This is a genomic window from Leucobacter allii, assembly GCF_022919155.1.
Classification (GTDB): Bacteria; Actinomycetota; Actinomycetes; order Actinomycetales; family Microbacteriaceae; genus Leucobacter; species Leucobacter allii.
In genome coordinates, this window is record NZ_CP095045.1 from 2,711,760 (window position 1) to 2,736,315 (window position 24,556).

At 75.0% G+C, this 24,556-nt stretch carries 21 protein-coding genes; 7 read left to right on the forward strand and 14 right to left on the reverse strand.

All coding sequences use genetic code 11. From position 1 onward, the window contains the following. Positions 1-7 precede the first annotated feature (7 nt). Complete coding sequence (gene purD / locus MUN78_RS12575) at positions 8-1,261, forward strand: phosphoribosylamine--glycine ligase (protein ID WP_244726845.1); 1,254 nt, start codon at positions 8-10, stop codon at positions 1,259-1,261. 149 nt (positions 1,262-1,410) lie between these two features. Here the strand turns inward: purD and MUN78_RS12580 are convergent, their stop codons facing one another. Continuing rightward, the gene (locus tag MUN78_RS12580; RefSeq protein WP_244726846.1) at positions 1,411-2,649 is read right to left on the reverse strand and encodes an SRPBCC family protein; all 1,239 of its coding nucleotides are present in this window, start codon (positions 2,647-2,649) and stop codon (positions 1,411-1,413) included. Positions 2,650-2,952: 303 nt separating this feature from the next. Between MUN78_RS12580 and MUN78_RS12585 the strand changes: the two genes are divergently transcribed. The 4 genes from MUN78_RS12585 to purQ all read left to right on the forward strand — a co-directional run bounded on the left by MUN78_RS12585 (position 2,953) and on the right by purQ (position 5,390). Further along, positions 2,953-3,843: a phosphoribosylaminoimidazolesuccinocarboxamide synthase gene (locus tag MUN78_RS12585; RefSeq protein ID WP_244726847.1), complete on the forward strand. Its 891-nt coding sequence runs from the start codon at positions 2,953-2,955 to the stop codon at positions 3,841-3,843. Positions 3,844-3,884: 41 nt separating this feature from the next. Further along, entirely contained in the window at positions 3,885-4,292 is a 408-nt protein-coding gene (locus MUN78_RS12590) for a VOC family protein (protein ID WP_244726848.1), read from the forward strand. Between the two features lie 121 nt (positions 4,293-4,413). Further along, positions 4,414-4,689 carry a phosphoribosylformylglycinamidine synthase subunit PurS gene (gene purS, locus MUN78_RS12595; protein WP_244690364.1) on the forward strand — a complete coding sequence of 92 codons (276 nt, stop codon included), beginning with the start codon at positions 4,414-4,416 and terminating at the stop codon, positions 4,687-4,689. After that, positions 4,686-5,390, forward strand: a complete 705-nt coding sequence (gene purQ, locus MUN78_RS12600; RefSeq protein WP_244726849.1) for a phosphoribosylformylglycinamidine synthase subunit PurQ — start codon at positions 4,686-4,688, stop codon at positions 5,388-5,390. The genes purS and purQ overlap by 4 nt, the downstream gene beginning before the upstream one ends. Before the next feature lie 78 nt (positions 5,391-5,468). Here the strand turns inward: purQ and MUN78_RS12605 are convergent, their stop codons facing one another. The 7 genes from MUN78_RS12605 to hemE all read right to left on the reverse strand — a co-directional run bounded on the left by MUN78_RS12605 (position 5,469) and on the right by hemE (position 14,095). Further along, entirely contained in the window at positions 5,469-6,002 is a 534-nt protein-coding gene (locus MUN78_RS12605) for a GNAT family N-acetyltransferase (RefSeq protein ID WP_244726850.1), read from the reverse strand. Between the two features lie 320 nt (positions 6,003-6,322). After that, entirely contained in the window at positions 6,323-7,759 is a 1,437-nt protein-coding gene (locus MUN78_RS12610; RefSeq protein ID WP_244726851.1) for a glutamate-1-semialdehyde 2,1-aminomutase, read from the reverse strand. After that, positions 7,756-8,745: a porphobilinogen synthase gene (hemB, locus tag MUN78_RS12615; protein ID WP_244726852.1), complete on the reverse strand. Its 990-nt coding sequence runs from the start codon at positions 8,743-8,745 to the stop codon at positions 7,756-7,758. The genes MUN78_RS12610 and hemB overlap by 4 nt, the downstream gene beginning before the upstream one ends. After that, positions 8,742-9,869 carry a uroporphyrinogen-III synthase gene (locus MUN78_RS12620; RefSeq protein WP_244726853.1) on the reverse strand — a complete coding sequence of 376 codons (1,128 nt, stop codon included), beginning with the start codon at positions 9,867-9,869 and terminating at the stop codon, positions 8,742-8,744. The genes hemB and MUN78_RS12620 overlap by 4 nt, the downstream gene beginning before the upstream one ends. Continuing rightward, positions 9,866-10,837: a hydroxymethylbilane synthase gene (gene hemC, locus MUN78_RS12625; protein ID WP_244726854.1), complete on the reverse strand. Its 972-nt coding sequence runs from the start codon at positions 10,835-10,837 to the stop codon at positions 9,866-9,868. The genes MUN78_RS12620 and hemC overlap by 4 nt, the downstream gene beginning before the upstream one ends. A 158-nt stretch (positions 10,838-10,995) precedes the next feature. Then, positions 10,996-12,975, reverse strand: coding sequence for a protoporphyrinogen/coproporphyrinogen oxidase (locus MUN78_RS12630; RefSeq protein ID WP_283248400.1), 1,980 nt, complete (start codon positions 12,973-12,975; stop codon positions 10,996-10,998). Beyond that, a complete protein-coding gene (hemE, locus tag MUN78_RS12640; RefSeq protein WP_244726856.1) occupies positions 12,965-14,095 on the reverse strand; it encodes a uroporphyrinogen decarboxylase in 1,131 nt (376 codons plus the stop codon). The genes MUN78_RS12630 and hemE overlap by 11 nt, the downstream gene beginning before the upstream one ends. Before the next feature lie 120 nt (positions 14,096-14,215). Here hemE and MUN78_RS12645 point away from each other — a divergent pair, with 120 nt between their 5' ends. Further along, positions 14,216-15,490: a glutamyl-tRNA reductase gene (locus MUN78_RS12645; protein ID WP_244690373.1), complete on the forward strand. Its 1,275-nt coding sequence runs from the start codon at positions 14,216-14,218 to the stop codon at positions 15,488-15,490. 31 nt (positions 15,491-15,521) lie between these two features. Here the strand turns inward: MUN78_RS12645 and MUN78_RS12650 are convergent, their stop codons facing one another. Further along, positions 15,522-16,529 (reverse strand): hypothetical protein, encoded by a 1,008-nt coding sequence (locus MUN78_RS12650; protein ID WP_244726858.1) that lies wholly within the window; start codon positions 16,527-16,529, stop codon positions 15,522-15,524. 252 nt (positions 16,530-16,781) lie between these two features. On the opposite strand from MUN78_RS12650, the gene purL reads away from it, so the two are divergent. Beyond that, positions 16,782-19,055 carry a phosphoribosylformylglycinamidine synthase subunit PurL gene (gene purL, locus MUN78_RS12655; protein WP_244730089.1) on the forward strand — a complete coding sequence of 758 codons (2,274 nt, stop codon included), beginning with the start codon at positions 16,782-16,784 and terminating at the stop codon, positions 19,053-19,055. Positions 19,056-19,194: 139 nt separating this feature from the next. Here the strand turns inward: purL and MUN78_RS12660 are convergent, their stop codons facing one another. The 5 genes from MUN78_RS12660 to MUN78_RS12680 all read right to left on the reverse strand — a co-directional run bounded on the left by MUN78_RS12660 (position 19,195) and on the right by MUN78_RS12680 (position 24,238). Next, positions 19,195-20,187 carry a siderophore-interacting protein gene (locus tag MUN78_RS12660; protein ID WP_244726860.1) on the reverse strand — a complete coding sequence of 331 codons (993 nt, stop codon included), beginning with the start codon at positions 20,185-20,187 and terminating at the stop codon, positions 19,195-19,197. After that, entirely contained in the window at positions 20,177-20,977 is an 801-nt protein-coding gene (locus MUN78_RS12665; protein WP_244726862.1) for an ABC transporter ATP-binding protein, read from the reverse strand. The genes MUN78_RS12660 and MUN78_RS12665 overlap by 11 nt, the downstream gene beginning before the upstream one ends. Then, positions 20,974-22,014 carry a FecCD family ABC transporter permease gene (locus MUN78_RS12670; protein WP_244726864.1) on the reverse strand — a complete coding sequence of 347 codons (1,041 nt, stop codon included), beginning with the start codon at positions 22,012-22,014 and terminating at the stop codon, positions 20,974-20,976. Before MUN78_RS12670 ends, MUN78_RS12665 begins: the two co-directional genes overlap by 4 nt. Next, complete coding sequence (locus MUN78_RS12675; protein WP_429952330.1) at positions 22,011-23,012, reverse strand: FecCD family ABC transporter permease; 1,002 nt, start codon at positions 23,010-23,012, stop codon at positions 22,011-22,013. The genes MUN78_RS12670 and MUN78_RS12675 overlap by 4 nt, the downstream gene beginning before the upstream one ends. 182 nt (positions 23,013-23,194) lie before the next feature. Further along, entirely contained in the window at positions 23,195-24,238 is a 1,044-nt protein-coding gene (locus MUN78_RS12680) for an iron-siderophore ABC transporter substrate-binding protein (RefSeq protein WP_244726865.1), read from the reverse strand. Positions 24,239-24,556 lie beyond the last annotated feature (318 nt).

Consider the following 24,556-nt stretch of genomic DNA (forward strand, 5'->3'; position numbering starts at 1 on the left):
TGGAACGGTGAAGATCCTCGTACTGGGCCCGGGCGCCCGCGAACACGCTCTCGTCCTCTCCCTGATCTCCGAGGAGGCCGGCCACGAGGTCGTTTGCGCCCCGGGGAACGCGGGCATCGCCGCGAGCGGGGTGGAGACCCCCGAGCTCGCGTACACGGATCCCGCGGCGGTGGCGGCGTTCGTGCGCGAGCGCGGCTTCGACCTCGTCGTGGTCGGCCCCGAGGCGCCGCTCGTCGCCGGCGTCGCCGATCCGCTGCGCGCCGCGGGGATCCCGGTGTTCGGGCCGGATCGCGCCGCGGCGCAGCTCGAGGGCTCGAAGGCCTTCGCGAAGCGGATCATGGATGCGGCCGGCGTGCCGACCGGGCGGGCGACGCGCGTCGCCTCCGTCGCCGAGGCCGGCGCCGTGCTCGACGACTTCGGCGCGCCGTACGTCGTGAAGGCGGACGGCCTGGCCGCGGGCAAGGGCGTGCTCGTGACCGAGGACCGCGACGCTGCGCTCGCGCACGTGGCGGAGTGGGCGCCGCACGGGGAGGTGCTCGTCGAGGAGTTCCTCGACGGGCAGGAGGTGTCGCTCTTCTTCTTCGCGGACGGGCACGATGTGCTCCCGCTGAGCCCGGCGCAGGACTACAAGCGCATCTTCGACGGCGACGCCGGCCCGAACACGGGCGGCATGGGGGCGTACTCGCCGCTGCCGTGGGTCGCCGACGATTTCGTCGAGGAGATCACCCGCACCGTGGCGCTGCCGACCGTGCGGCAGCTCGAGGCGGAGGGCACGCCCTTCGTGGGGCTGCTCTACTGCGGCCTCATCGTCACCGCGACGGGCGTGCGCGTCATCGAGTTCAACGCGCGCTTCGGCGACCCGGAGACGCAGGTCGTGCTCGCGCGCCTCGCCTCGCCGCTGAGCCGGTACCTGCTGGCCGCCGCGCAGGGCGGACTGGCCGAGCTGCCGGCCCCCGAGTTCTCCGCAGACTCCGCGGTGATCGTCGTGCTCGCGAGCGAGGGGTATCCCGGCGCGGTGACGACCGGCCGGGAGCTCACCGGGCTCGACGCCGCGACGGAGGTGCCCGGCGTGCATCTCGTGCACGCCGCGACGGCGCGAGGCGCCGAGGGCTCCTGGATCGCGACGGGCGGACGGGTGCTCGGCGTCGTGGCCCGAGGCGCCGACTTCGCCGAGGCGCGCGAGCGCGCCTACGCGGCCGCGGACCGGATCGGGCTCGAGGGCGGTCAGCGGCGTTCGGACATCGCGGCGCGGGTCGCATAGGCGCGGGATCGCGCCAGCGCAGGATCGACGCGCAGTACGCGCGAAGCCGGCGGCCGAGCGCGTCGCGGCCGGAGCGCGGCCGCGGCGGACCGGCGCTCGACACCGGTGGCGAGCCGCCCGATCAACGGCGCCGCACGCCCGTGCAGGCTTCAGCTGCCGCGGATGAGGGTGTCGAAGTCGGGCTCCTCGGGCTCGCCGGGAGCGTCGTCCTCCGCACCGAGCCCGAGGTCGTGCATCGCGTCGTCGATGGCCTCACGGCTGATCGCGATCGTGTCGTCGGCATCGGTCGCGGGATCGGCTCCGGTCGCGGGATCGGCCTCGGCGATAGGATCCGCGGGGGCGTCAGTCTCGGCTTCCGCCTCGGCCTCGGCCCCGGTTTCCGCGTCGGCTCCGGCTTCCGCGTCGGCTCCGATGCCGGCGTCGCTCTCGGCGGTGTCGTCGCTCTCGGCAGTGCCATCGCTCTCGGCGGCCTCATCGCTCTCGGCGGCGTCATCGCTCTCAGCATCCACAACGTCGGCCGACTCTTCGTCAACGGCCGCGGCATCGGCATCGGCATCGGCATCGGCATCGGCGGCATCATCGAGTCCGCTCTCAGCCGCGCCATCGAGATCGCCGCCGGGGCCGCTCTCGCTCCCGGCGCCGGCATCGGCATCGGCATCGGGCTCGGCGGCGACACCGGCCGCGGCGGCGGACTGCTCCCCCGAGGGCTCCGATCCGGGATCCGCGGGCCCCGTCCCCGGCTCGGCCTCCCCGGCATCGACGACCTCCACGGACCCCGTATCCAGCTCGAGGCGCTCGCCGAGCTCGGGCTCCGGATCGACCTCGACGTCGACCTCGGTCCCCGAGGCCGCATCCTCCGGAGCCGCTGCGTCGTCCACCTCGCCGTCGACCTCTTCGGGGGCGACCACGAGCTCGGTCCCCGCGGCGCCGCTCGGATCCGCCGCGGCGACGCCGACCCCGGCCACGACCGTGTGAGCGAGCCTCCCGGCGGCGCCGGCGGCATCGATGGCCGCGACGAGGTCCCGCAGGAGCACCCGCCATCCCTCCTGCGAAGCCGCGGCCCGCTCGGATGCGGCGGGCAATGCGTCGAACCCCGTCTCGGTCACGGTGAGCCCGGTCTGGTACCCCTGCGTACGCAGCGTGATGAGCACGGCGGTGTCGCGCTCGTCGCCGGCCTCGCGCCAGGTGAAGCCGATCGCGTGCCCCTCGACCCAGACATCGACGGTGCCGCTCGCATCGCGGCTGACCGACTCCTCGCCGTCGCCCTCGCTCCAGCGCTCCGCGACGGTGCCGCCGATCCCGGGCTCGAGCTGGAGCTCGGCCCACCATTCGGCCCGGCGCTCCGGATCCGCCAGGTACGGCCACACGTCGGCCCGCGCGGCGTTCATCCGGCTCCTCGCCACAACCGGTCCCAGCGGGATCATGGTTCTCCTCAGGTGTCGAACGGGCATCCCGTCGGCCGCCCGCGACGCTCCGCCGCAGCAGCGCCGGCTCGGCGGCGATGCCACTGCGCGGTCCGCGCGGGAGGGGCGACGGCCTCTGGGACAAACTCTAGCCGCACCCGCTGACAGTCGGCCCGAGGCGCGGCGGGTGTCAGGCAAGCTCCCGTGCGCGCTCGGCCGCACTCGTGCGCGCACGGACCCGCCAGCCCGCCGCGCGCGTCCGCGGCCCGGGAATGGGAGAATGGGCGGGTGACCGAACTCCCCGCTCCCCCGCAGCTGCCCGGTTGGACCCACACCTACTCCGGCAAGGTGCGCGATCTGTACGTCCCCGCCGACGGCGACGACCGCTTCCTCCTCGTGGTCGCGAGCAATCGCGTCAGTGCCTTCGACCACGTGCTCGAACCCCCGATCCCGGGCAAGGGCGCGCTGCTCACGACGCTGTCGAACTGGTGGTTCTCGCGGATCGGGATCGCGAACCACCTCGCCGAGGCCGGAGACGGCGCCCCCGTCGTCCCGGCCGAGGTCGCCGACCGCGCGATGCTCACCCGCAGGCTCGAGATGTACCCGATCGAGTGCGTCGTACGGGGCGCGCTCACGGGCTCGGGGTACGCCGAGTACCGGCGCAGCGGCGCCGTGTGCGGCATCGAGCTGCCGGCGGGGCTCGAGGACGGCGACCTCCTCGAGGAGCCGATCTACACGCCCGCGTACAAGGCCCCGCTCGGCGAGCACGACGAGAACATCACCTTCGAGCGCAGCGCGGAGCTCGTCGGGCCCGAGGTCGCGGCGGCGCTGCGCGACGCGTCCCTCGCGATCTTCACCGCGGCTCGGGATCAGGCGGCCGAGCGGGGCGTCGTGCTCGCCGACACGAAGTTCGAGTTCGGCCGCGATCCCCGCACGGGCGAGCTCGTCCTCGCCGATGAAGTGCTCACGAGCGACTCGTCCCGATACTGGGACGCGGAGGCGTACGGGAACACGGGCCTCGACCGTGCAGCCCGGCTCGCGTCCTTCGACAAGCAGATCGTGCGCAACTGGCTCGCCGCGCACTGGGACCGCACGGGGACGCCGCCCGAGCTCCCCGCTGAGATCGTCGAGCGCACGCGCGAGCGCTACCGCGAGCTGCTGGAGCGCCTGACCGCTTGACGGGCCTTGCGCCGCGCCGCGGGATCGGCGAGGCTGAGATCGTGGAGCAGCGCCTCAGCCTCATCACCCTCGCCGTCGCGGACGTGGCCCGCAGTCGCGCCTTCTACGTCGACGGGCTCGGCTGGGCACCGCTCTTCGAGGCGGAGGACGTGGTGATGCTGCCGGTCGGCCCGCAGCTCCTGCTCTCGCTGTGGAGCGTCGAGGGCTTCACCGCGGAGATCGGCGAACCGCCGGCAGCGGGACTCGCGCCGATCACGCTCGCCCACAACGTGCGGACCGAGGCCGAGGCCGACGCGGTGCTGGCCCGCGCCGCGTCCCTGGGCGCGACGACGCAGGCCGCGGTGCGCCGGGACTGGGGCGGCTATTCGGGCTACTTCCAGGACCCCGACGGCTTCCGCTGGGAGATCGCGGTGAACCCGGGCGATACCGGCGCGTATGTGCTGCCCTGAGCCGGGGAGCCCCGCCCCGCGTCCGCCGTCCCGCGCAGCGCGGGGCGCCATCCGACGGCACGACGCCGCGGCGGATCCGTGCGAGAATTGACGGAGCTTCCACGAGAAACGGAGATCCCGGGTGCCCACGATTGTCGTTGATGTCATGCCGAAGGCCGAACTGCTCGATCCCCAGGGCAAGGCCACCACGGGTGCGCTGGATCGCCTGGGGCACGGCAAGTTCCAGAACGTGCGCATCGGCAAGCGCTTCGAGTTCGCCGTCGAGGGCGAGGTGACCGACGCGGTGATCGCCGAGGTGCGCCAGGTCGCCGACGAGATCCTGTCGAACGCCGTCATCGAGGATGTCGTCGCCATCAGCGTCGACGGCGTCCCCGTCGCGGACGGCGCCGCCCGATGACCACCCGCATCGGCGTCGTCACCTTCCCCGGCTCGCTCGACGACCGCGACGCGCAGCGCGCGATCCGGATCGCGGGCGCCGAGCCCGTCGCCCTCTGGCACGCCGATCACGAGCTGCAGGGCGTCGACGCGATCGTGCTGCCCGGCGGCTTCAGCTACGGCGACTACCTCCGCCCCGGCGCGATCGCCGCGGTGTCCCCGATCATGACCGAGGTCGTCGAGGCCGCGAATCGCGGCCTGCCCGTGCTCGGCATCTGCAACGGCTTCCAGGTCCTCGTCGAGTCGCACCTGCTGCCCGGCGGGCTGATCCGCAACGCGCATCAGCAGTTCATCCGCCGCGACCAGCGCCTCGTCGTCGAGAACGCCGACACCGAGTGGACGAACGCCTTCGCGCAGGGCGAGGAGATCGTCATCCCGCTGAAGAACGGCGACGGCGGCTACATCGCGAACGAGGAGACGCTGAAGCGGCTCGAGGGCGACGGGCTCATCGCCTTCCGCTACGCGGGCGTGAACCCGAACGGCTCCCTCGAGGACATCGCTGGGCTCACAAACGAGCGCGGCAACGTGGTCGGTCTCATGCCGCATCCCGAGCACGCCGTCGAGCCCGGCTTCGGCCCCTCGACGCCCGAGGCGATGAGTTCGGGCGTCGACGGCCTCCGCTTCTTCGAGAGCGCCATCGCCGCTCTCCAGGCGCGCGTCTGAGACGTCGCGCCGTGCGAACGGCGGGGCTCCCGGGCGGCCGGGGTCCCCGCCGTTCGCGCATCTCCGGGGCCGCTCCCCTCAGGCCGGCACCCGCACCCCGGTCAGGGCGAGCCCGTAGGCGAGGATCCGCCGGGTCCCGCCGAGCACCTCGATGTCGAACTCGCGCTCGGGGATCCGGGTGAAGCCGAGCCGCTCGTAGAGCCGCTGCGCCCCGGTCATGATCTCACCCGTGTGCAGCACGACCCGATGGCAGCCGCGATCCCGCGCGACCCGGAGGCAGTGCCGCACGACCGCCTCGCCGATCCCTCGACCACGGGCGGCGTGCGCGACCCCGAGCAGGCGGAGATCCATCTCGCCCGGCTCCGTGTCGTCCTGGAGCCGCTCGCCCGGGCGGGGGATCGTGACCGTCGCGAGGATCCGCTCCCCCGTCTCCGGGTCCGCCTCGACGGCGACGAGCACCTCGGAGCTCGTCGCCCGCCCCGCGACATCCTCGATCTCCGCGAGGTACTCGGCTCCGAGCGCGAAGTCTGCCGCATAGGCGGCGCGCACGAGGGCGCCCGTCTCGGCGTGCTCTTCGGGGCGGGCGGGGCGGATCCGGATCGACGCGTTCACCCCGGCAGCCTACTCCGCCCGGGCGGGCACGGGCGAGCCGGGTGGGCGGGCTGGGTGGACGGCGCGGGTGAGCGGAGGTGCGCAGAGGACGCGCAGAGGGCGGCGCGGGTATCCCGTCGGGAGCGAGCACGCCGCCGGGCGTCCTCGCTCGGGGCGGAGGGGTGGCGGCACCATCGGTCAGAGCAGCGCTGAGGTGCCGGCACTGTCGGTCGGGGATGCGGCTTCGGTGCGTCGGGATCGCGGGATCCCGGCTCACCGAAGCCGCATCCCCGACCGGACGTGCTGGTCCCGCGCCGAAACCCGGCGGCGGAGCCGCCGCCTCAGACGCGGGCGGCGGCTCGCGCCGCGTGCGGCAGCACGGCGAGCACCCGCTCGATCGCCGCGTCGTCGTGCGCGGCCGTCGCGAACCATGCCTCGAAGGCGCTCGGCGGCAGATTGACGCCCCGCGCGAGCATCTCGTGGAAGAACGCGCGGTGGCGGCCCACCTCCTGCCGCTGCACCTGCGCATACGTCGTCGGGGCCTCGGGGAAGTCCCCGAACAGCACGCTGAAGAGCGTGCCGGCGCGCTGCACGCGGTGCGGCACCCCCGCGGCCGCGAGCGCTGACCCCGCACCCTCGGCGATCGCCGCGGCGGCGCGACCGAGCCGCGCGTAGGCCTCAGCGTCGGCGTGCCGGAGCGTCGTGAGCCCGGCGGTCACGGCGAGTGGATTGCCCGACAGCGTGCCCGCCTGGTAGACCGGGCCGAGCGGCGCGAGCAGCTCCATGACCTCGCGCCGGCCGCCGAGCGCCGCGAGCGGCAGCCCGCCGCCGACGACCTTGCCGAACGTCACGAGGTCGGGGAGGACGGCGGCATCCACGAGCCCGCCCTCCGCGGGAGCGCCCGCCGCAGGCCCGCCCTCCGCGGCAACGTCCGCCGCCGCCATCTCCGCGGCCGCGATCCCCCAGTAGCCCGCGGGCCCCGCGCGGAATCCGGTGAGCACCTCGTCGAGGATCACCAGCGCGCCGTGCCGGTGGGCGAGCGCGATCATCGCGCGGGTGAAGCCCGGCGCGGGCGGCAGCACCCCCATGTTCGCGGCCGCGGCCTCGGCGATGACCGCCGCGATGCGGTCGCCGTGCTCGGCGAAGGCGGCTTCGAGCGCGGGGAGGTCGTTGTAGGGCAGCACGAGGGTCTGCGCCGCCGTCTCGGCGGTGACGCCCGCGGACCCCGGCATCGCGAGCGTCGCGAGGCCCGATCCGGCCTCGGCGAGCAGCCCGTCGGAGTGCCCGTGGTAGTGCCCCGCGAACTTGATGAGGAGCGGGCGGCCCGTCGCGCCGCGGGCGAGGCGGATCGCGGTCATCGTCGCCTCGGTGCCGGTCGAGACGAGGCGCACGCGTTCCACGAGCGGGACCGATGCCGGCGCGCCGGGCACGGGCAGCGTGAGCCGCGACACGATCTCCTCGGCGAGCTCCGCCTCCTCGGGCACCGATGCGCCGAATCCGAGGCCGCGCGCGGCGGCGGCCTGCACCGCATCCACGACGGCGGGGTGCGCGTGGCCGAGGAGAGCCGGGCCCCACGAGGCGACGAGGTCGACGTACTCGACCCCGTCGGCGTCCGTGACGTACGCTCCGCGCCCGGCGACGAGGAAGCGGGGCGTCCCGCCCACCGAGCCGTAGGCGCGTACGGGCGAGTTGACGCCGCCGGGGATGACCCGCTCGGCGCGCTCCGCGAGTGCGGCGCTGCGCGCAGCGGTGCCGCCGGGAACGCGCGGCGCGCTCATCGGATCCACCCCGCGAGCTCCACGGCGAAGTAGCTCAGGATCGCGTCCGCCCCCGCCCGCTTGATGCCGAGCACGGACTCCTCGATGACGCGGCGGCGGTCGATCCAGCCGTTCGTGGCCGCCGCCTCGATCATGGCCGCCTCCCCCGAGACCTGGTACGCCCACACCGGCACGGGGCTCGTCGCCGCGACGTCGGCGAGCACGTCGAGGTAGCTCCCCGCCGGCTTCACCATCACGATGTCGGCGCCCTCGGCCAGATCGAGCTCGGTCTCCCGCAGTCCCTCGCGCCGGTTCGCCGGATCCTGCTGGTAGCTGCGGCGGTCCCCGCTCGCCGCCGGATCGGCGCCGAGCTGCGAATCGACGGCTTCGCGGAAGGGACCGTAGAACGCGGAGGCGTACTTCGCGGAGTAGGCGAGCACCCCGGTGTCCTGATGCCCGGCGGCGTCGAGCGCGTCGCGCACGGCCGCCACCTGGCCGTCCATCATGCCCGACAGCCCGAGCAGCGCGGATCCCGCCTCGGCCTGGGCGACCGCCACGGCGCGATAGCGCTCGAGCGTGGCGTCGTTGTCGACGGCGCCCGTCGGCGAGAGCACGCCGCAGTGGCCGTGGTCCGTGAACTCGTCGAGGCAGAGATCCGTCTGCACCACGAGCGCGTCGCCGACCTCTGCGACGACGGCGCGCGTGGCGACGTTGAGAATGCCCTCGGGATCATCGCCGGCGCTGCCGTCTGCGTCGCGCCGCTCGGGGATGCCGAACAGCATGACGCCGCCGATGCCGGCAGCGGCGGCGTCGACCGCGGCCCGTCTGAGGGAGTCGAGCGTGTGCTGCCGGACGCCGGGCATCGAAGCGATCCCGCGAGGCTCGGAGAGTCCCTCTCGGACGAACATCGGCAGGATCAGCTCGGCCGGGTGGAGGCGGGTCTCCGCGGTGAGCCGGCGCATGGCCGGGGTGGTGCGCCGGCGGCGCGGACGGACGGTGGGGATCATGCGGGAGTTCCTTCGGCGGTCGGCGGGAGGTCGTGCGGTGAGTCGGCGGCGTGCGGCGGGTGCGGATGCTGCGGCGGGTCGGGATCGGGGAGCTCTCCAGGCGGGCGCGCGGCGACGGAGACGAGCGCTTCGACGAGCCCGAGCGCCGTGTGCGATCGGGCGACCGCGGCGACGTCGAGGCCGCCGGCGCGCAGCGCACGCGCCGTGGGTTCGCCGATCGCGACGACCCGCACGGCCGCGGGGATCGGGGCGGCGCGCTCGGCGAGCACGCCGGCGGCCGATGCGCTCGCGACGAGGATCGCGTGGACGCCGGCGGGCGACGCAGCGGCGCCGGGATCCGAAGCATCGGCGCGCGGAACTGCGACGTCGGTGCCCGGAGCCGAGGCGTCGGCACCGGGCGCGCCGGGACGCCGCGGGTCCGTGCCGCGAGTCCGAGCCGCGAGGGGGAGATCCCGCGGCGGCGCCGGGAACGTGCGGTAGGCGGTGACGCGCTCGACGGCATGCCCGGCCGCGGCGAGCGCGCCGGCGAGTTCGCCGCCCGCGAGCGAGGAGAGCGGCAGCAGCACCCGCTGCGCCGCCCCGCCGCCCGCGGGGCCGGGGTGCTCGGCGAGAAAGGCGGCGGCGAGTCCCCCGGCCGAGAAATCGTGATCGGGGACGATGCCGACGGGGATGCCCGTCTCGTGCAGCGCCGCCGCGGTCGCGGGGCCGACGGCGCCCGCACGGCCCGCATGGATCCGTTCGGGGGTCCCGCCATCCCTCGGCGCGAGCGCCCCGCGCACCGCCGCGGCGCCGCGCGCGCTCGTGACGAGCATCCAGTCGAAGCCCCCGGTGCACCAGCGCGCGACCGCGGCCTCGAGCGCACCCGGGTCCTCCGGAGGCGTTGTCCGAGTGAGCGGGAGGGGCACGGGGGTGCCGCCGCGCTCTGCGACCGCCCGGGCGATGCGCTCTCCCGAGGTTCCCCCGCTCGTCACGAGCACCCGGAGGCCCGCGAGCGGCGCGGCAGACCGCCGTCCCTGCGACCCGGCAGACCGCCGGTCCTGCGGATCGGGAGCGCGCCGTTCCTGCGGCGCGGAGGACCGACCGCCGAGCGTCGCGGCGTCCGACCGGGATCCGGTCCCGGTCACGCCGATCCCCCGAGCGGCGCGAGCCGTGCGGCGCCGCCGTCGAGCAGTTCGCGCGCGGCGCGGCGGCCGAGTGCGACGGCCGCCCGGTCATCGGCTCCCGCCCAGGCGCTCGCGGCGGAGGCGCTCAGCTGCGCACTGCCGTCGAGTCGGTAGACCGTGCCGCTGAGCTCGAGGCGCCCCGCGGCGACCGCGGCGCGCGCCCCGACGGGCGCGGCGCATCCGGCCTCGAGGGCGGCCAGCAGCGAGCGCTCGGCGAGCGCGGCGGCGCGGGACTCCGCGTGATCGAGCGCGGCGAGCGCGGCGGTGTAGGGCGCGGATCCCCGATCCTCCTCGCGCACCTCGATCGCGAGCGCGCCCTGGCCCGGAGCCGTGGGGACCTCGTGGAGCGGGAAGCGCTCGGCGATGACCCCGGCGCGGCCGAGCCGGTCGAGGCCGGCCGCGGCGAGCACGACGGCGTCGAGATCCGCGTCCACGCGGGCGAGCCGCGTGTCGACGTTGCCGCGGATGTCCTGCACCGCGAGGTCCGGTCGGCGTGCGAGCAGCTGCGCGGCGCGGCGCGGCGCGCCCGTGCCGATCCGCGCCCCCGCCGGGAGCTCCGCGAGCACCCGGCCGCCGCGGGAGCACAGCGCATCGCGCGGGTCGGCGCGGTGGGGCACCGCGCCGAGGGCGATCCCGGGGCACGGTCCGGTCGGCAGATCCTTGAGGGAGTGCACGGCCAGGTCGCACGCCCCCGCGAGCAGGGCGTCGCGCAGGGCGCTGACGAACACCCCGGTGCCGCCGAGCTGCGCGAGCGGGGCCCGGGAGGTATCGCCGTGCGTCGTGACGATGACGAGCGCGATCTCGAGCCCCGTCGCGGCGGCGACGGCCTCGGCGACCGTCGTCGTCTGCGCGACCGCGAGCGCGCTGCCCCTCGTGCCGATGCGCAGCAGCCCCGGACGCGCGGCGAGCGGGCCGGGGGCGCGGAACACGCGTGCGGCGGCGGCCCCTCCCGGGGCGCCTGTCGAGCCGGCGGGGGCCGCGGAGTCCGGGACAGGAGGGGCCGCGGAGTCCGCGACAGCGGCCCCGGCGGCGTCGGCGGGTGCAGCGGTATGGGCCGGGTCGGCTGCGCGGGATGACAGGCGGTCGTTCATGCGGGGTTCTCCGGAGTCGGGGCGGGGAGGTCGTGGGGAGCGTTCCGGATCGCGGCGGACGCACGCAGCGGCGCACGGCCGGGACGCGTCCCGCCGCCCTCCCGGCGCGCCGTCCGGATCGCCGCGCCCAGCGCGGTGCGGCCCTCGGCGCAGGCGCGTTCGGCGGCGCTGCGGGCGCCGGGGACGACGGACGCGAGGCCCGTGCCGCTCACCCAGTCCCCCGCGCAGACGACGCCGCCGGGGGCCCGCTCGGCGATGGAGGCGCCCGCCGGCGGCCCGCCCGCATGCCAGCCTCGGCGCGCCATGCCGCGCACCGAGCGCGGATCGAGCGCAACGCCGAGGATCCGCGAGGCGTCCGCCAGGGCGAGCGCGCACGCCTCGGGGTCGCTCAGACCGGCCGTCTCCGGATCGCGTCCCGCGCGGCCGTAGGACAGCCTGAGGATGTGCCGCCCGGGAACGGTGCCCGCTGACGCCGTGCTGCCAGACGCCGTTCGGCCGGGCCACTTGGCGGTGACGTGCGTGAGCGCCTTCGCCCGGATGGCGGTGCGCTCCGCTGCGACGGCTCCCGGTACGACTGCCCCCCGTGCGGCGATCACCGATCCGGCGGACCGCGCGGCGGACCCCGGCGCGGCGGCCGGGGCGACGAGCGCGCCGGTGCCGCGCGGCGCGCGGTCGAGACGGGGGTCGTCGATGGAAAGCGCGACGATCTCGACGCGGTCGGCGGGGGACGCCGCGGGCGCCTCGCCGAGCAGCGCCCGCGCCGCCGGCTCCGGAACCGCGAGGATCACGGCGTCCGCGGGCAGCACGGCGTCGAGGGCGAGACGGCGCACTCGCGGATCGGCATCGCCGGGGGGCGAGGCCTCGACCCGGCGCGCCGCGCGGCGCGATCCGGTCACCACCCAGCCCCCGGTACGAGCCGGGGCCAGCGAGGTGGCGCGGACGCCCGTGACGACCTCGACGCCCAGTTCCGCGAGCTCGGCGCGCAGGCAATCGACGAGCACCGTCATCCCGCCGCGGAGACCGGCGACGGCACCGCCGGCGGCGCGGGAGGACGCGCGCAGCTCGCCGGCGGCGGAGAGGAGCGATCCCCGACGGGAGAAGGCCGCGGCGAGGCCGGGCACGGCCGCGACGGCGAGGGCGCCGGGATCCCGCGAGTACACGCCGAGGGCCACCGGTCGCACGATCCGATCGAGGACCCGCGCGCCGAGGCGCGCCCGCACGAGCGCGGCGAGGGTGTCGGCGTCGCGCCCGATCCGGCGCGGCAGCACGCGGTCGCTCCAGGCCCGGGCGGCGCCGGCGAAGCCGAGCACCCGCAGCGCGCCCCGCGAGAAGGGGCGGGAGGGGATCCCGAGCACCCCGGCCGCGGGCAGCGGCACGGCGCGGTCGCCCCCCTCCGGCGATGCGGAGACGACCCAGGAGCCGAGCGGTGCGGGCCTCAGGATCTCCTCCGCCAGCCCGAGCTCCTCGAGCAATTCCCTGACCCCGCCGCCCCGCGTGGCGAAGGCCTCGGCGCCGAGATCGCAGGCACCGAGATCGTCGGCGCCGAGATCGTCGGCGCCGCCCTCCTCGGCACGGTGCCTCTCGACACCGTGCTCTTCGGTGCCGTGGTCTTCGGTGCCGTGGTCTTCGGTGCCGAGGCCGCCGGCGCCGCCCGCTTCCTCGGCGGCCTGCTCGGCCGCGGCACGCCCGTCCGGCGTCGTCGGCTCCGCCCGTGCCGCGCCGTCCGACCCGAGCGCGGCTCCCGATCCGCTCACCGGCGCCACGGGCGCCAGCGCGACGCGCTCCAGCCGCCCGCCGAGGCGTTCCTCGGCCTCGAGCAGCACGACGCGGGCACCGGCGAGCGCTGCGGTGCGCGCCGCGACGAGCCCGGACACGCCGCCCCCGATCACCGCGATACGGGTCGCGGCGTCGACGCCCGGCGCGCCGGGAGCGCCTGAGCCGCCGCGCGGCCGGCGGAGAGCCGGGTCAGCGGGCATGGGCGAGGTCCACGATGCGGCCGAGCACGTCAGGGTCGGTCTCTGGCGGCACCCCGTGCCCGAGGTTCAGCACGTGCGCGGGGGCGCGCTCGCCCCGGCGGAGCACCGCATCGAGCTGCGCGGCGAGGACCGCGTCCGGGGCGCCGAGGAGGGCGGGGTCGAGGTTCCCCTGCAGCGGGACGGCGTCGCCGAGGCGCCGGCTCGCCTCATCGAGCGGGGTGCGCCAGTCCACGCCGAGCGCGAGCGGCTCCCCCGGTGCGCCGAGCGCTGCCAGCTCCTCGAGGAGGTGCCCCGAGCCGACGGCGAAGTGGATCACGGGGACGCCGATCGGCCCGGCGGCGTAGCCCTCGGCCTCCGGATCGGCGTAGCGGAGGGCGCGCACCCCGCGCAGCGCCGCGCGGGACGCCGGCGCGACTGAGGTCCGGTAATCTGCGGCCGAGAGCGATCCCGCCCAGGAGTCGAAGAGCTGGACCGCGCTCGCGCCGGCCTCGAGCTGCGCCTCGAGGAAGACCCCGCTCAGCTCGGCCGCCCAGTCGAGGAGCTCCCCCCAGGTGCCGGGATCGGCGTGCATCAGCGTGCGCGCCCGCAGGTGGTCGCGCGACGGCCCGCCCTCCACGAGGTACGCGGCGAGGGTGAACGGGGCTCCGGCGAAGCCGATGAGGGGCGTCCCGCCGAGCTCGGCGACCGTGAGGGCGACGGCCTCGCGCACCGGATCCAGCGCGGCACGCAACCGCTCGGGGCCGTACTCGGCACGGCAGCGCCGCACGTCCTCCGCGGTGCGGACCGGCTGCGCGAAGACCGGGCCCCGGCCGGCGACGAGATCGACGTCGACGCCGGCGAGGAGCAGGGGGACGACGATGTCGCTGAAGAACACCGCGGCGTCCACGCCGTGCCGTCTGACCGGCTGCAGGGTGATCTCGCTCGCGAGGCCGGGGTCGAGGCAGGCGTCGAGCATGCGATGCGCGGCGCGGATCTCCCGGTACTCGGGGAGCGAGCGCCCCGCCTGGCGCATGAACCATACCGGGGTGCGCTCGGGGCGGTCGCCGCGGAGGGCGCGGATGAGGGGCGCGGAACTCGTACGGCCGTCGACGAGCGGGTGCTGGGCTGGGAGGAAGTTCATCGTTCGAGATGTTAGCTTATAGATCTGATGTGACACATCAGATGTGCTCAGCTCGGCGCGATCCGCGCGATCCGCACCGAGTCCGGCACCGAGACACCCGATCGCGGACAGAACACGAGCATGCTCCATTCCTTCTCCTTCAGCCTCGACGCCGATGCGTTCGCGCTCCTCGAACGCCTGTCGCTGCACGCCGATGCCATCGCCGCGGCGCTCGATGACCCGGCGGTCGCCGCGGGCTCGGCCGTCCTCGCCACCTGCAACCGCTTCGAGGTCTACGCCGAGACCGGCGCGGCGGGCCGCGATGCGGTCCTCGACCGGATCGCGGCGGCCTCGGGGGCGCCGCGCTCGGAGCTCGAGCGCGCCGTCGCAGTGACGGCGGATCGGGATGCCGCCGAGCACCTGTTCGCCGTCGCCGCGGGACTCGACTCGGCGGTCGTCGGCGAGGAGGAGATCGCCGGGCAGGTCCGCCGCGCCCATGACGACGCCCGCACGCGCGGCGCGCTCACCCACGATCTCGAGCGCCTCTTCCGCACGGCCACCCGCACCTCGCGCGAGGTCGGCAGGCGCACGCGCATCCGTTCCGCGGGCCGCTCGCTCGTGCGCCTCGCGCTCCGGCTCGCCGAAGCCCGGATCCCGGCCTGGGACCGCGCCGAGGTGCTGCTCATCGGCACGGGAGCGTACGCGGGCGCGACCGTCACGGCGCTGCGCGATCGCGGCGCGAAGCGGATCAGCGTGCACTCCCCCTCGGGGCGCGCGATGCCGTTCGCCGCCGCCCGCGGACTCGACGCGGTGCCGGAGGGCGGCGTCGCCGCGGCCTTCGCCTCGGCCGACCTCGTGATCGCGTGCACCCGCGTCGAAGACCCCGTGCTGACCCGTGAGCAGATCGCGCGGGCGAGCGCTGCGCGCGCCGACCGCGCGCGACTGCTCGTCGATCTCGGCATGCCGCGCAACATCGATCCCGAGGCGCAGGGGCTCCCCGGCATCACGCTGCTGGATCTCGAAACGATCGCCAGGCACGCGCCCGTCGCCGAGCTCGGCGCCGAGGCGGAGGCGCGGGAGATCGTGCGGGCCGCGGCCGAGGACTTCGCCGCCACGCAGGCCGAGCGGGACGCGGTGCCCGCACTGCTCGCCCTGCGCGGGCACGTGCTCGGCATCCTCGAGGAGGAGCTCTGCCGCGCCCGCAGCGGCTCGGAGGTGCCGCGGATCCCGTCCGGAGCCGCGGACGCCGGAGCCGTCGACGCCGGAAGCGGCGCCGCCGTCGAAGCGGCGCTGCGCCGCTTCACCGGCCGGCTGCTGCACACGCCGATGACCCGCATCCGTTCGCTGGGGCGCGAGGGCCGCGCACCGGACGCCGCGGAGGCGCTGCACGCGCTCTTCGGCATCGAGGCCGACTGAGTCGACTGAGCCGACTGAGTCGACTCCGGCGCTAGGGCAGCTGCGGAGGCAGCGGCGCGCCCGGCACGCTGAAGTCGGGCTGCCCGTCTGGGCCCGCGGGCAGCGGCCGTCCGTCGGCGAACGTCGGCCAGGGCAGCAGGGGCTGCGCCTGCGCCTGCGCGGCAGGATCCGCGAGCTGCGCCGGCGCGGCGCTCGCGGCCTGCGGCGCGGCACCCGCGGCCTGCGGCGCGGCACCCGGGTACGGCGCCGCGGACGCCGGCTGCTCGAGGGCCGAGTAGGGCGCCTGACGGGCCGCCGCGCGCGCCTGGCGCGCCGCCTCGCGCGCCTCGGATCCGTAGGACCAGCGCAGCAGCAGCGTAATCGACAGGCCGAGGGCGGTGAGGATCAGCAGGGCCGTCGCGATCTTCCAGTAGAGATCCGGGATGTAGAGGTCGAACGCCGCGATCCCCACGGGCGCCGTGAAGAGGATGCCCGAGAGCACGGCGAGCACGCTCGTCACGAAGGCGAAGCGACTCACCACCTCCGTGGCGGACTCGCCCAGGCCCAGCAGCCACTGACAGCAGAGGATCACGAGGCGCGTCGTCACGATCACGAAGATCGACTTCCAGAAGATCTCGAAGATGAGGGTGAACGCGTCGTAGGGCGTCATCCAGATGACGATGAGCAGCAGGCCCAGGATGTAGGCGTTGGCGATCAGCGCGACCGGCGCGTACCATTCGGACTTCTGCTCGCGGCGCGTGTCGAGCGCGGTGAACAGCACGAAGACGGCGAAGAGCGCGAAGGTCGAGAAGACCCGCTCGAACTTGCCCTCGAAGTCGCCGATGAACAGCAGCGAGATCGAGGCGACGGTGAGCCCCGCCAACAGGATGATGCTGACCTTGAGGAAGGTCGAGAGCCGTCGCGGATGCGCGGCCGGCTGCTGCGGCGCGACCGCTCCCGCGTCGTACGGCGGCGCGGCAGCGGTCTGCGAGGGCGCCTGCGGGAGGGCCCCGGGATCGCTGGGCGCTGCGGGGGCTGCGTTCGGATTCGGATCGCTCATGCTCACAGTGTTCCGTGTTCCGCCGAGAATCTCCACCATGCCGCCGCGCGCGTCGTCGGCGACGGGCGGGCGATGCGGCCCGGCGGGCCCCTCGAGCACGGCCGGATCCCGCGCTCCGAGCGCGTAGACTGGACCGCGACCGTCCGGCGCGCCCAGCCGCCGATCCAGACACCCATCTCATGGAGCACATCGAGCGTGACTGACACCGCCGCCCCCACTCACGGCCCCCGCCCGGATACCGTCGCCGATGCGATGGCCACGCCCGAGAAGGAGCAGCCCTACGCCGCCCTCGGTCTGAAGCCCGACGAGTACGAGCGGATCCGCGAGATCCTCGGCCGCCGCCCCACCTCGGGCGAGCTCGCGATGTACTCCGTCATGTGGTCGGAGCACTGCTCCTATAAGTCCTCGAAGATCTACCTGCGCAAGTTCGGGCAGAAGGTCAACGACAAGATGCGGGAGCGCCTCCTCGTCGGCATGGGCGAGAACGCCGGCGTCATCGACATCGGCGAGGGCTGGGCCGTCACCTTCAAGGTGGAGAGCCACAACCACCCCTCCTACATCGAGCCGTTCCAGGGCGCCGCGACCGGCGTGGGCGGCATCATCCGCGACATCATCTCGATGGGCGCCCGCCCCGTCGCCGTCATGGACCAGCTCCGCTTCGGCGCGATCGACGACCCCGACACGGCGCGCGTCGTGCACGGCGTCGTCTCCGGCATCTCCTCCTACGCGAACTGCCTGGGCCTGCCGAACCTCGGCGGCGAGACCGTGTTCGACGGGGTCTACCAGCAGAATCCGCTCGTCAACGCGCTCGGCGTCGGCGTGCTCCGCCACGAGGACCTGCACCTGGCGAACGCCTCGGGGACCGGGAACAAGGTCGTGCTCTTCGGGGCGCGCACGGGCGGCGACGGGATCGGCGGCGCCTCGATCCTCGCCTCCGACAGCTTCAGCGAGGGCGGGCCGACGAAGCGCCCCGCGGTGCAGGTGGGCGATCCCTTCGCCGAGAAGGTCCTCATCGAGTGCTGCCTCGAGCTCTTCCGCGGCGAGCTCGTCGAGGGCATCCAGGATCTCGGCGCTGCCGGCATCTCCTGCGCCACCTCGGAGCTCGCGGCGAACGGCGACGGCGGCATGTTCATCGAGCTCGACAGCGTGCTGCTGCGCGATCCCTCGCTCACCGCCGAGGAGATCCTCATGTCGGAGAGCCAGGAGCGCATGATGGCGGTCGTGCACCCCGACAAGCTCGATGCCTTCCTCGCCGTGACGGAGAAGTGGGACGTCGAGACGAGCGTGCTCGGCGAGGTCACGGACACCGGCCGCCTGATCATCAACTGGCGCGGCGAGGAGATCGTCAACGTCGATCCCTCCACGGTCGCCGTCGACGGCCCCGTCTACGAGCGTCCGGTCGCCTACCCCGCCTGGATCGACGCGCTGCAGGCCGACTCGGTGAACGCCGCCGGCCTCGCGCGCGACGCCTCGGGCGAGGCGCTCCGCGCGCAGATGGTCGCGGTCGCCGCCTCGCCGAACCAGGCCGACGTCTCCTGGGTGACGAACCAGTACGACACCTACGTGCTCGGCAACACGGCGCTCTCCTTCCCCGACGGCGCCGGCATGATCCGCGTGGACGAGGAGTCCGGGCTCGGCGTCGCGATCTCGACCGACGCGAACGGCCGCTACTGCCAGCTCGACCCCTACGTCGGCTCGCAGCTCGCGCTCGCCGAGGCGTACCGCAACGTGGCCGCCTCCGGCGCCGTGCCGACCGCGGTCACGGACTGCCTGAACTTCGGCAGCCCCGAGAACCCCGAGGTGATGTGGCAGTTCTCGCAGACCGTCGACGGGCTCTCGGACGCCTGCCTCGCCCTCGAGGTGCCCGTGACGGGCGGCAACGTCTCGCTGTACAACCAGACCGGCGATACGCCGATCCACCCGACCCCCGTCGTCGGCGTGCTCGGCATCATCGACGACGTCGCCCGGCGCATCCCGTCCGGCTGGCAGGATCAGGGCGAGCACCTGTACCTCCTCGGCGTTACGCGCGACGAGCTCGACGGCTCCGCCTGGGCCGAGACCGTGCACGCCCACCTCGGCGGGCGCCCGCCCGCCGCCGACCTCGGCGCCGAGCGCCGGCTCGCCGAGCTGCTGCAGGCGGCCGCCCAGGGCGGGCTGCTCTCGGGCGCCGTCGACCTCTCCGAGGGCGGGCTCGCGCAGGCGCTCACCGACGGCGCGCTGCGCTTCGGCGTGGGCGCCAGGGTCTGGATCGACGAGATCGTCTCCCGCGACGGCGTCGACGCGACCGCGGCGCTGTTCTCGGAGACGCAGGCGCGCGTGCTCGTGGCCGTGCCGCACGAGGAAGACGTCAAGTTCCGCGGACTGTGCTCGGGGCGCGACTACCCCGTGCTGAAGATCGGCGTCACCGATGGCGTCGGCGCGGACGCGACGATCGAGGTGCAGGATCGCTTCACCCTGCCGCTCTCCGAGCTCGCCGCCGCCGCCCGCGCGACGCTCCCGGAGCGCTTCGGCGCCGTCATCGGCTGAACCGGGCCCCGGGAACCCTCCCGCACCCCGCGCGGCGCCTCGCAGCTCGGGGTGCGGGCGCCCCGGGGCTGGCGTCGCGGTGCGGGCGTCCCGGGGCGAGCGCCGCCGCACCGGAGCGCGCGCTCGGCGCAGCCGGCGATCAGCCCCGCATGGCCACGCCGCGGCGCCAGTAGCCCATGAAGGCGACCCGCGAGCGGTCGATGCCGAGGGTCTTCACGAGATGCCGCCGGAGCGTCGTCACGACGCCGCTCTCGCCGGCGATCCAGAAGTACCCGCCCGCGTGCGGCGCGGAGGCCGCCGCGATCTCCTCGCCCGAGCCGGAGTACTGCGGGGTCTCCCAGAGGAGCTGCGCCGGATCGGCCGCGTCGGACACTGCGGCGGCCGACGCCGTCGGTTCGGCCTCGCCGTCCCCCGTGCTCGCGCCGAGCGCCGCGGAGATCGCGGGGAGGAGGGCCGAGCCGTGCGGGGCCGCACCGCGCACCAGCCAGTGCACCGCGACCCCCGCCGGGGCGGAGATCGGCAGCCGATCGGCCGCCTCGGGGACCTCGATGTAGGCCGCGCCGCGCAGGGTCTCCGCGGCGTCCTCGAGGATCCGGGCGATCGCGGGGGCCGCCGTCTCGTCGCCCGCGAGGAGCACCTCGTCGGCCGATCCCGGATCCCACTCGACGCCGCCCCCGTCGCTGCGGCCGCGGCGCGGTCCGATGAGGATCAGCTCGTCCCCGACCGCCGCGCGATCGGCCCAGCGGGAGGCCGGGCCGGTGAGGCCCGGTTCCAGGTGCAGCACGAAGTCCACGACGACCTCGGTACCGCCGCCCGCCGCCCGCAGCTCCCGGATCGAGTAGGTGCGCATCGAACCGCGTTCGGCCTCCGGCACCTCGAGCCAGGCCCGATACCAGTCGTGCCCGGCTCCGGAGAGCTCGGGCAGCACCCCCGAGTCCGGCGGGAACACGAGTTTGATGCGCTGGTCGAAGGTCGCCCCGGGCGTGCCGAAGTCCGCGAGCCCGGGCCCCGCGAAGGTGATCCGGGCGAAGCTCGGGGAGACGCGCTCGACGGCGGAGACGCCCGCGCGGACGAGGTGGAACGGCGGGAGCGCGGTCCGCTCCCGAGGGGTGCTCTGCGTTTCACGCGACATGGTGCCTCCCGATCGGCATGACGATGGGCGATCCCGAGACCGGGTCGGGGATCACCCGGCTCTCGAGTCCGAAGACCTCTCGTACGGTCTCCTCGGTCACGACCTCGGCGGGCGTCCCGCTGCAGTGCACGGCGCCGTCGCGGATCGCGACGAGCTCGTCCGAGTAGCGCGCGGCGAGGTTGAGGTCGTGGAGCACCATCACGATGGTCGTGCCGCGCTCGCGGTTCACGTCCGTCAGGAGGTCGAGCACCTCCACCTGGTGGGCGACATCGAGGTAGGTCGTCGGCTCGTCCAGCAGCAGGATGTCGGTCTCCTGCGCGAGCGCCATCGCGATCCAGACGCGCTGCCGCTGCCCCCCCGACAGCTCGTCGACCGTGCGATCGGCGAGCTCCGCGATCCCCGTCGACTCGAGCGCCTCGGCGACCACCGCGTAGTCGCGCGGACTCCAGCGGGCGAGGGCGCGCTGATGCGGATGCCTGCCGCGCCCGACGAGGTCGGCGACGGCGATGCCCTCCGGTGCCGTCGGGCTCTGCGGGAGGAGCCCGAGCGTGCGCGCCAGCTGCTTCGACGGGATGCCGTGGAGGGTCTGCCCGTCGAGGACGGCGCGGCCGCCCTGCGGGCGGAGGAGGCGGGACAGGGCGCGCAGCAGCGTCGACTTGCCGCAGCCGTTCGCGCCGACGATCGAGGTCACGCGCCCGGGCGCGATCCGCAGATCGAGCCCGTCGACGATCGGCCGATCGCCGTAGGCGAGGGTGAGGCGCTCTGCGGCGAGCGCATGGGTGACGGTCACAGGGAGCCTCCGGAGCGGTTGAGCCTGACGAGCAGGAGGATGAGGTACGGAGCGCCGAGGACGCCGGTGACGACGCCCACGGGATAGCGGTGCTCGAAGGCGTTCTGGCCGACGAAGTCGGCCACGAGCACGAGCAGGGCGCCCACGAGGCCCGCCGGCAGGAGCGGCGCCGCGCCCGACCCCACGATCCGAGCGGCGATCGGCCCGGACATGAACGCGATGAACGCGATCGGACCGCTCGCGGCCGTCGCGAAGGCGAGCAGCGCGACGGCCGCGAGGATGAGCAGGATCCGCGTCCCGCGCACGCGGAGCCCGAGGGCGACGGCGGAGTCGTCGCCGAGGCGCAGCACGCCGAGCGCCCGGCCGTTGCCGAGCAGCACCGGCACGAGCACGGCGAACGCGCAGGCGAGCGGCAGGATCGAGCTCCAGCTCGCCGAGTTCAGGCTCCCCGTGAGCCACTGCATCGCGGTCTGCACGTCCCAGGCCGCGGCGCGGGAGAGGACGTAGGAGACGACGGCGTCGAGCATCGCCGCCACGCCCACCCCGATGAGGATGAGCCGGGCGCCGGCGAAGCCGCCGCGGTAGGCGAGCAGGGTGATCGTCGCCGCGGTGACGAGGGCCGCACCGAGGGCGAGCAGGGAGATACCGCCCGCGTCGAGACCGAGCACGACGATGCCGACGACGGCGGCGGCGCTCGCGCCGGAACTGATCCCGATGATGTCGGGAGAGGCGAGGGGGTTGCGGAGCATCGTCTGGAAGGTGACGCCCGCGATGCCGAACGCGAAGCCCGCGAGCAGCCCGAGCGTCGCGCGCGGCAGACGCAGCTCGCCGACGGTGAACGCCGCGCCGGGGACGTCGCGGCCGAGCAGCACGCCGAGCACGTCGCCCGGCGCGACGATCGGGTCGCCGAGGACGAGCGACGCGGCGAAGGCCGCGACGATGAGCGCCGCGAGCACGATCGTGGCGCGCCGGCGGCCGCGCGCGCGGTCCCGTCGCCCCGCAGCGAGCGCGGCGACGCGCGTCGTCGTGGCGGTCACAGCGCGCGCACCCTCTGCCGGCGCACGATCCAGATGAACACGGGCGCGCCGAGCACGGCCGTGATGATCCCGACGTCGATCTCCTCCGGCCGCGCGACGATCCTCCCGAGGACGTCCGCCGCGGTGAGGAGGGCCGCGCCCGCGATGGCCGAGGCGGGCAGGAGCCAGCGATGGTCGGGGCCGACGAGCAGGCGGCAGGCGTGCGGCACGACGAGCCCCACGAAGCCGATGGGCCCCGCCGCGGCCGTCGCGGCGCCGCAGAGGACCACCGCGCCGAGGCCCGCGAGCAGCCGCGTCCGCACGACGCGCTCGCCGAGCCCCGTGGCGAGTTCGTCGCCGAGCGCCAGCGAGTTCATGCCGCGGGCGACGATGAGGCACACGAGCGCGCCGAGCAGCAGGACCGGGGCGACGGTCGCGATCCGGTCCCAGCTCGCCCCGCCGACGCCGCCGATCTGCCAGAACTGGAAATCCCGGACGATGTCGACACGGGGCAGCAGCACCGCGCTCACGAGGGAGACGCACGCGGCGCCCGTCGCGGCGCCCGCGAGGGTGAGCTTCAGCGGGGTCGCCCCGCCCCGCCCGAGCGATCCGACGGTGTAGACGAAGACCGCGACTGCGGCCGAGCCGAGCACGGCGACGCCCATCGTGGAGTAGGGATTCGCGAGGCCGAACCCGGCGATCCCGATGACCACCGCGAGCGAGGCGCCGCCCGAGACGCCCATGATGCCCGGCTCCGCGAGCGGATTGCGCGTGACCGCCTGCATGGCCGTGCCGGAGAGGGCGAGCGCCGCCCCGATGATCATGGCGAGCACGGTGCGCGGGATGCGCTTGGCGACCGCGGCCTGCGCCGTGCCCTGCGCGTCGCCCCCGAGCGCGGCGACGATGTCCTCGAGCGACACCGCACGAGTGCCGAACGCCACGGAGACGAGGCCGAGCAGCAGGAGCACCACGACGCCGGCTCCGAGCCACGCGATGCGCGCGGCCGTCGAACGCCGCAGGCGAGCGGCTGCTCGTCCGGGCGCGGGTGCGACTCCGGGCGGCGGCGCGGATGCCCCCTCGGGCCCGGCTCCGGCCTCGCGGCGCGCCCTCGGCCCGGGTCCGGTCCCCGCCTCGGGTCTCGGTTCGGCCGTCGAATCCGATCCGGGGATCGCGGCGCGCGCGGCCGCTGCGGGTGCGGTCCTCAAGAGGCGGGGGTCACCGCTCCGGCGAGCAGTGCGAAGTAGTCGTCGACGCCCCAGGCGATCGACAGCGGGGTGGGGTTGGCGGAGGCGGCGAGCGGGGAATCGTCCTCGAGGATCGCGATGCGGCCCTCGGCGATCGCCGGGATCTGCGAGAGGAGCGGATCGGCCTGGAGCTGCTCGATCGTGTCGCCGTCGGGGTCTCCGTAGGTCACGAACACGTCGACATCGGCGAAGCGGTCGGCCTCCTCGGCGGAGACCTGGACGTAGAACTGGTCGCTGCCCTCGGACTCCTCGGCGACGATCTGCGGCGTGGGGAGGCCGATGCCCTCGAGGAAGCCGGGGCGCGTGTCGAGACTCGTGTAGAAGCCGATCTGGCTGAAGTCGGAGGGGTCGATGAACGCGAACATGAACTTCCGGTCCTCGAGCTCGGGATGAGCCTGGAGCGCGGAGTCGACCTCCCCGTGGAGCTCATCGATGAGATCCTCGCCCTGCCGCTCGAGTCCGAGGGCCGTCGCGTCCATCCGGATCATGTCCTCGTAAGAGGTTCCCCAGGCGACATCGGGGTACGCGACGACCGGAGCGATCTTCGAGAGCGTGTCGTACTCCTCCTGCGTGAGCCCGGAGTAGGCCGCCAGGATCACATCGGGGTGCGTCTCGTTGACCGCGGCGAAGTCGATGCCGTCGGTCTCGTCGAAGAGCACCGGGGTCTCGGCGTCGAGATCCTCGAGCTTCTCCTCCACCCAGGGCAGCACGCCGTCGCCGTCGTCATCCCCCCAGGTCGCCTTGCTCATGCCGACCGGTACGACGCCGAGCGCGAGCGGGACCTCGTGGTTCGCCCAGGCGACCGTGGCGACGCGCTCCGGCGCCTCCTCGATGGTCGTGGAGCCGTAGGCGTGCTCGATGGTGATCGGGAATCCCGTCGCCCCCTCGATCGGCGTGCCGCCGGGGGCCGCCTCCTCCCCCGAGGCCGAGGCCGAGCAGGCCGCGAGCGGGAGGGCGACGGCCGCGAGGGCCGCGAGTCCGAGAAGGCGTGAGACGCGCACGAGTATCCTTTCGACGGAACACCCGGGCGGGCGTTCATCAGATGATCGCTCGAAAGCCTACCCTCACATACATCTGATGTACAAATATTCGACGCCGTCCGGGTTCAGGGCGCGGCGGGGCTCGGGCCGGGTCCGGTGACGCAGGTCGGGGCGGGCCGGGCCGGATCGGGGTGAGGCAGGTCGGGGCCGGGTCTCGGCCGGATCCGGTGGCGCAGGTCGGGGCGGAGCTCCGGCCGGGTCGGCCGGATCGGGGCCGGGCAGGGATGGAGTCCTGGCGCTGGGCCGACCGCCTGCGCGTCGGCGAGCGGCGCGGCTTCG

Coding starts and splice junctions, on each gene's coding strand:
- MUN78_RS12580 (WP_244726846.1), bottom strand. CDS start 2,649: ATGAACGCCGCGCGGGCCGACGTGTGGCCGTACCTGGCGGATCCGGAG.
- purQ (WP_244726849.1), top strand. CDS start 4,686: ATGACCACCCGCATCGGCGTCGTCACCTTCCCCGGCTCGCTCGACGAC.
- MUN78_RS12610 (WP_244726851.1), bottom strand. CDS start 7,759: ATGAGCGCGCCGCGCGTTCCCGGCGGCACCGCTGCGCGCAGCGCCGCA.
- hemB (WP_244726852.1), bottom strand. CDS start 8,745: ATGATCCCCACCGTCCGTCCGCGCCGCCGGCGCACCACCCCGGCCATG.
- MUN78_RS12630 (WP_283248400.1), bottom strand. CDS start 12,975: ATGCCCGCTGACCCGGCTCTCCGCCGGCCGCGCGGCGGCTCAGGCGCT.
- hemE (WP_244726856.1), bottom strand. CDS start 14,095: ATGAACTTCCTCCCAGCCCAGCACCCGCTCGTCGACGGCCGTACGAGT.
- MUN78_RS12645 (WP_244690373.1), top strand. CDS start 14,216: ATGCTCCATTCCTTCTCCTTCAGCCTCGACGCCGATGCGTTCGCGCTC.
- MUN78_RS12650 (WP_244726858.1), bottom strand. CDS start 16,529: ATGAGCGATCCGAATCCGAACGCAGCCCCCGCAGCGCCCAGCGATCCC.
- purL (WP_244730089.1), top strand. CDS start 16,782: ATGGCCACGCCCGAGAAGGAGCAGCCCTACGCCGCCCTCGGTCTGAAG.
- MUN78_RS12660 (WP_244726860.1), bottom strand. CDS start 20,187: ATGTCGCGTGAAACGCAGAGCACCCCTCGGGAGCGGACCGCGCTCCCG.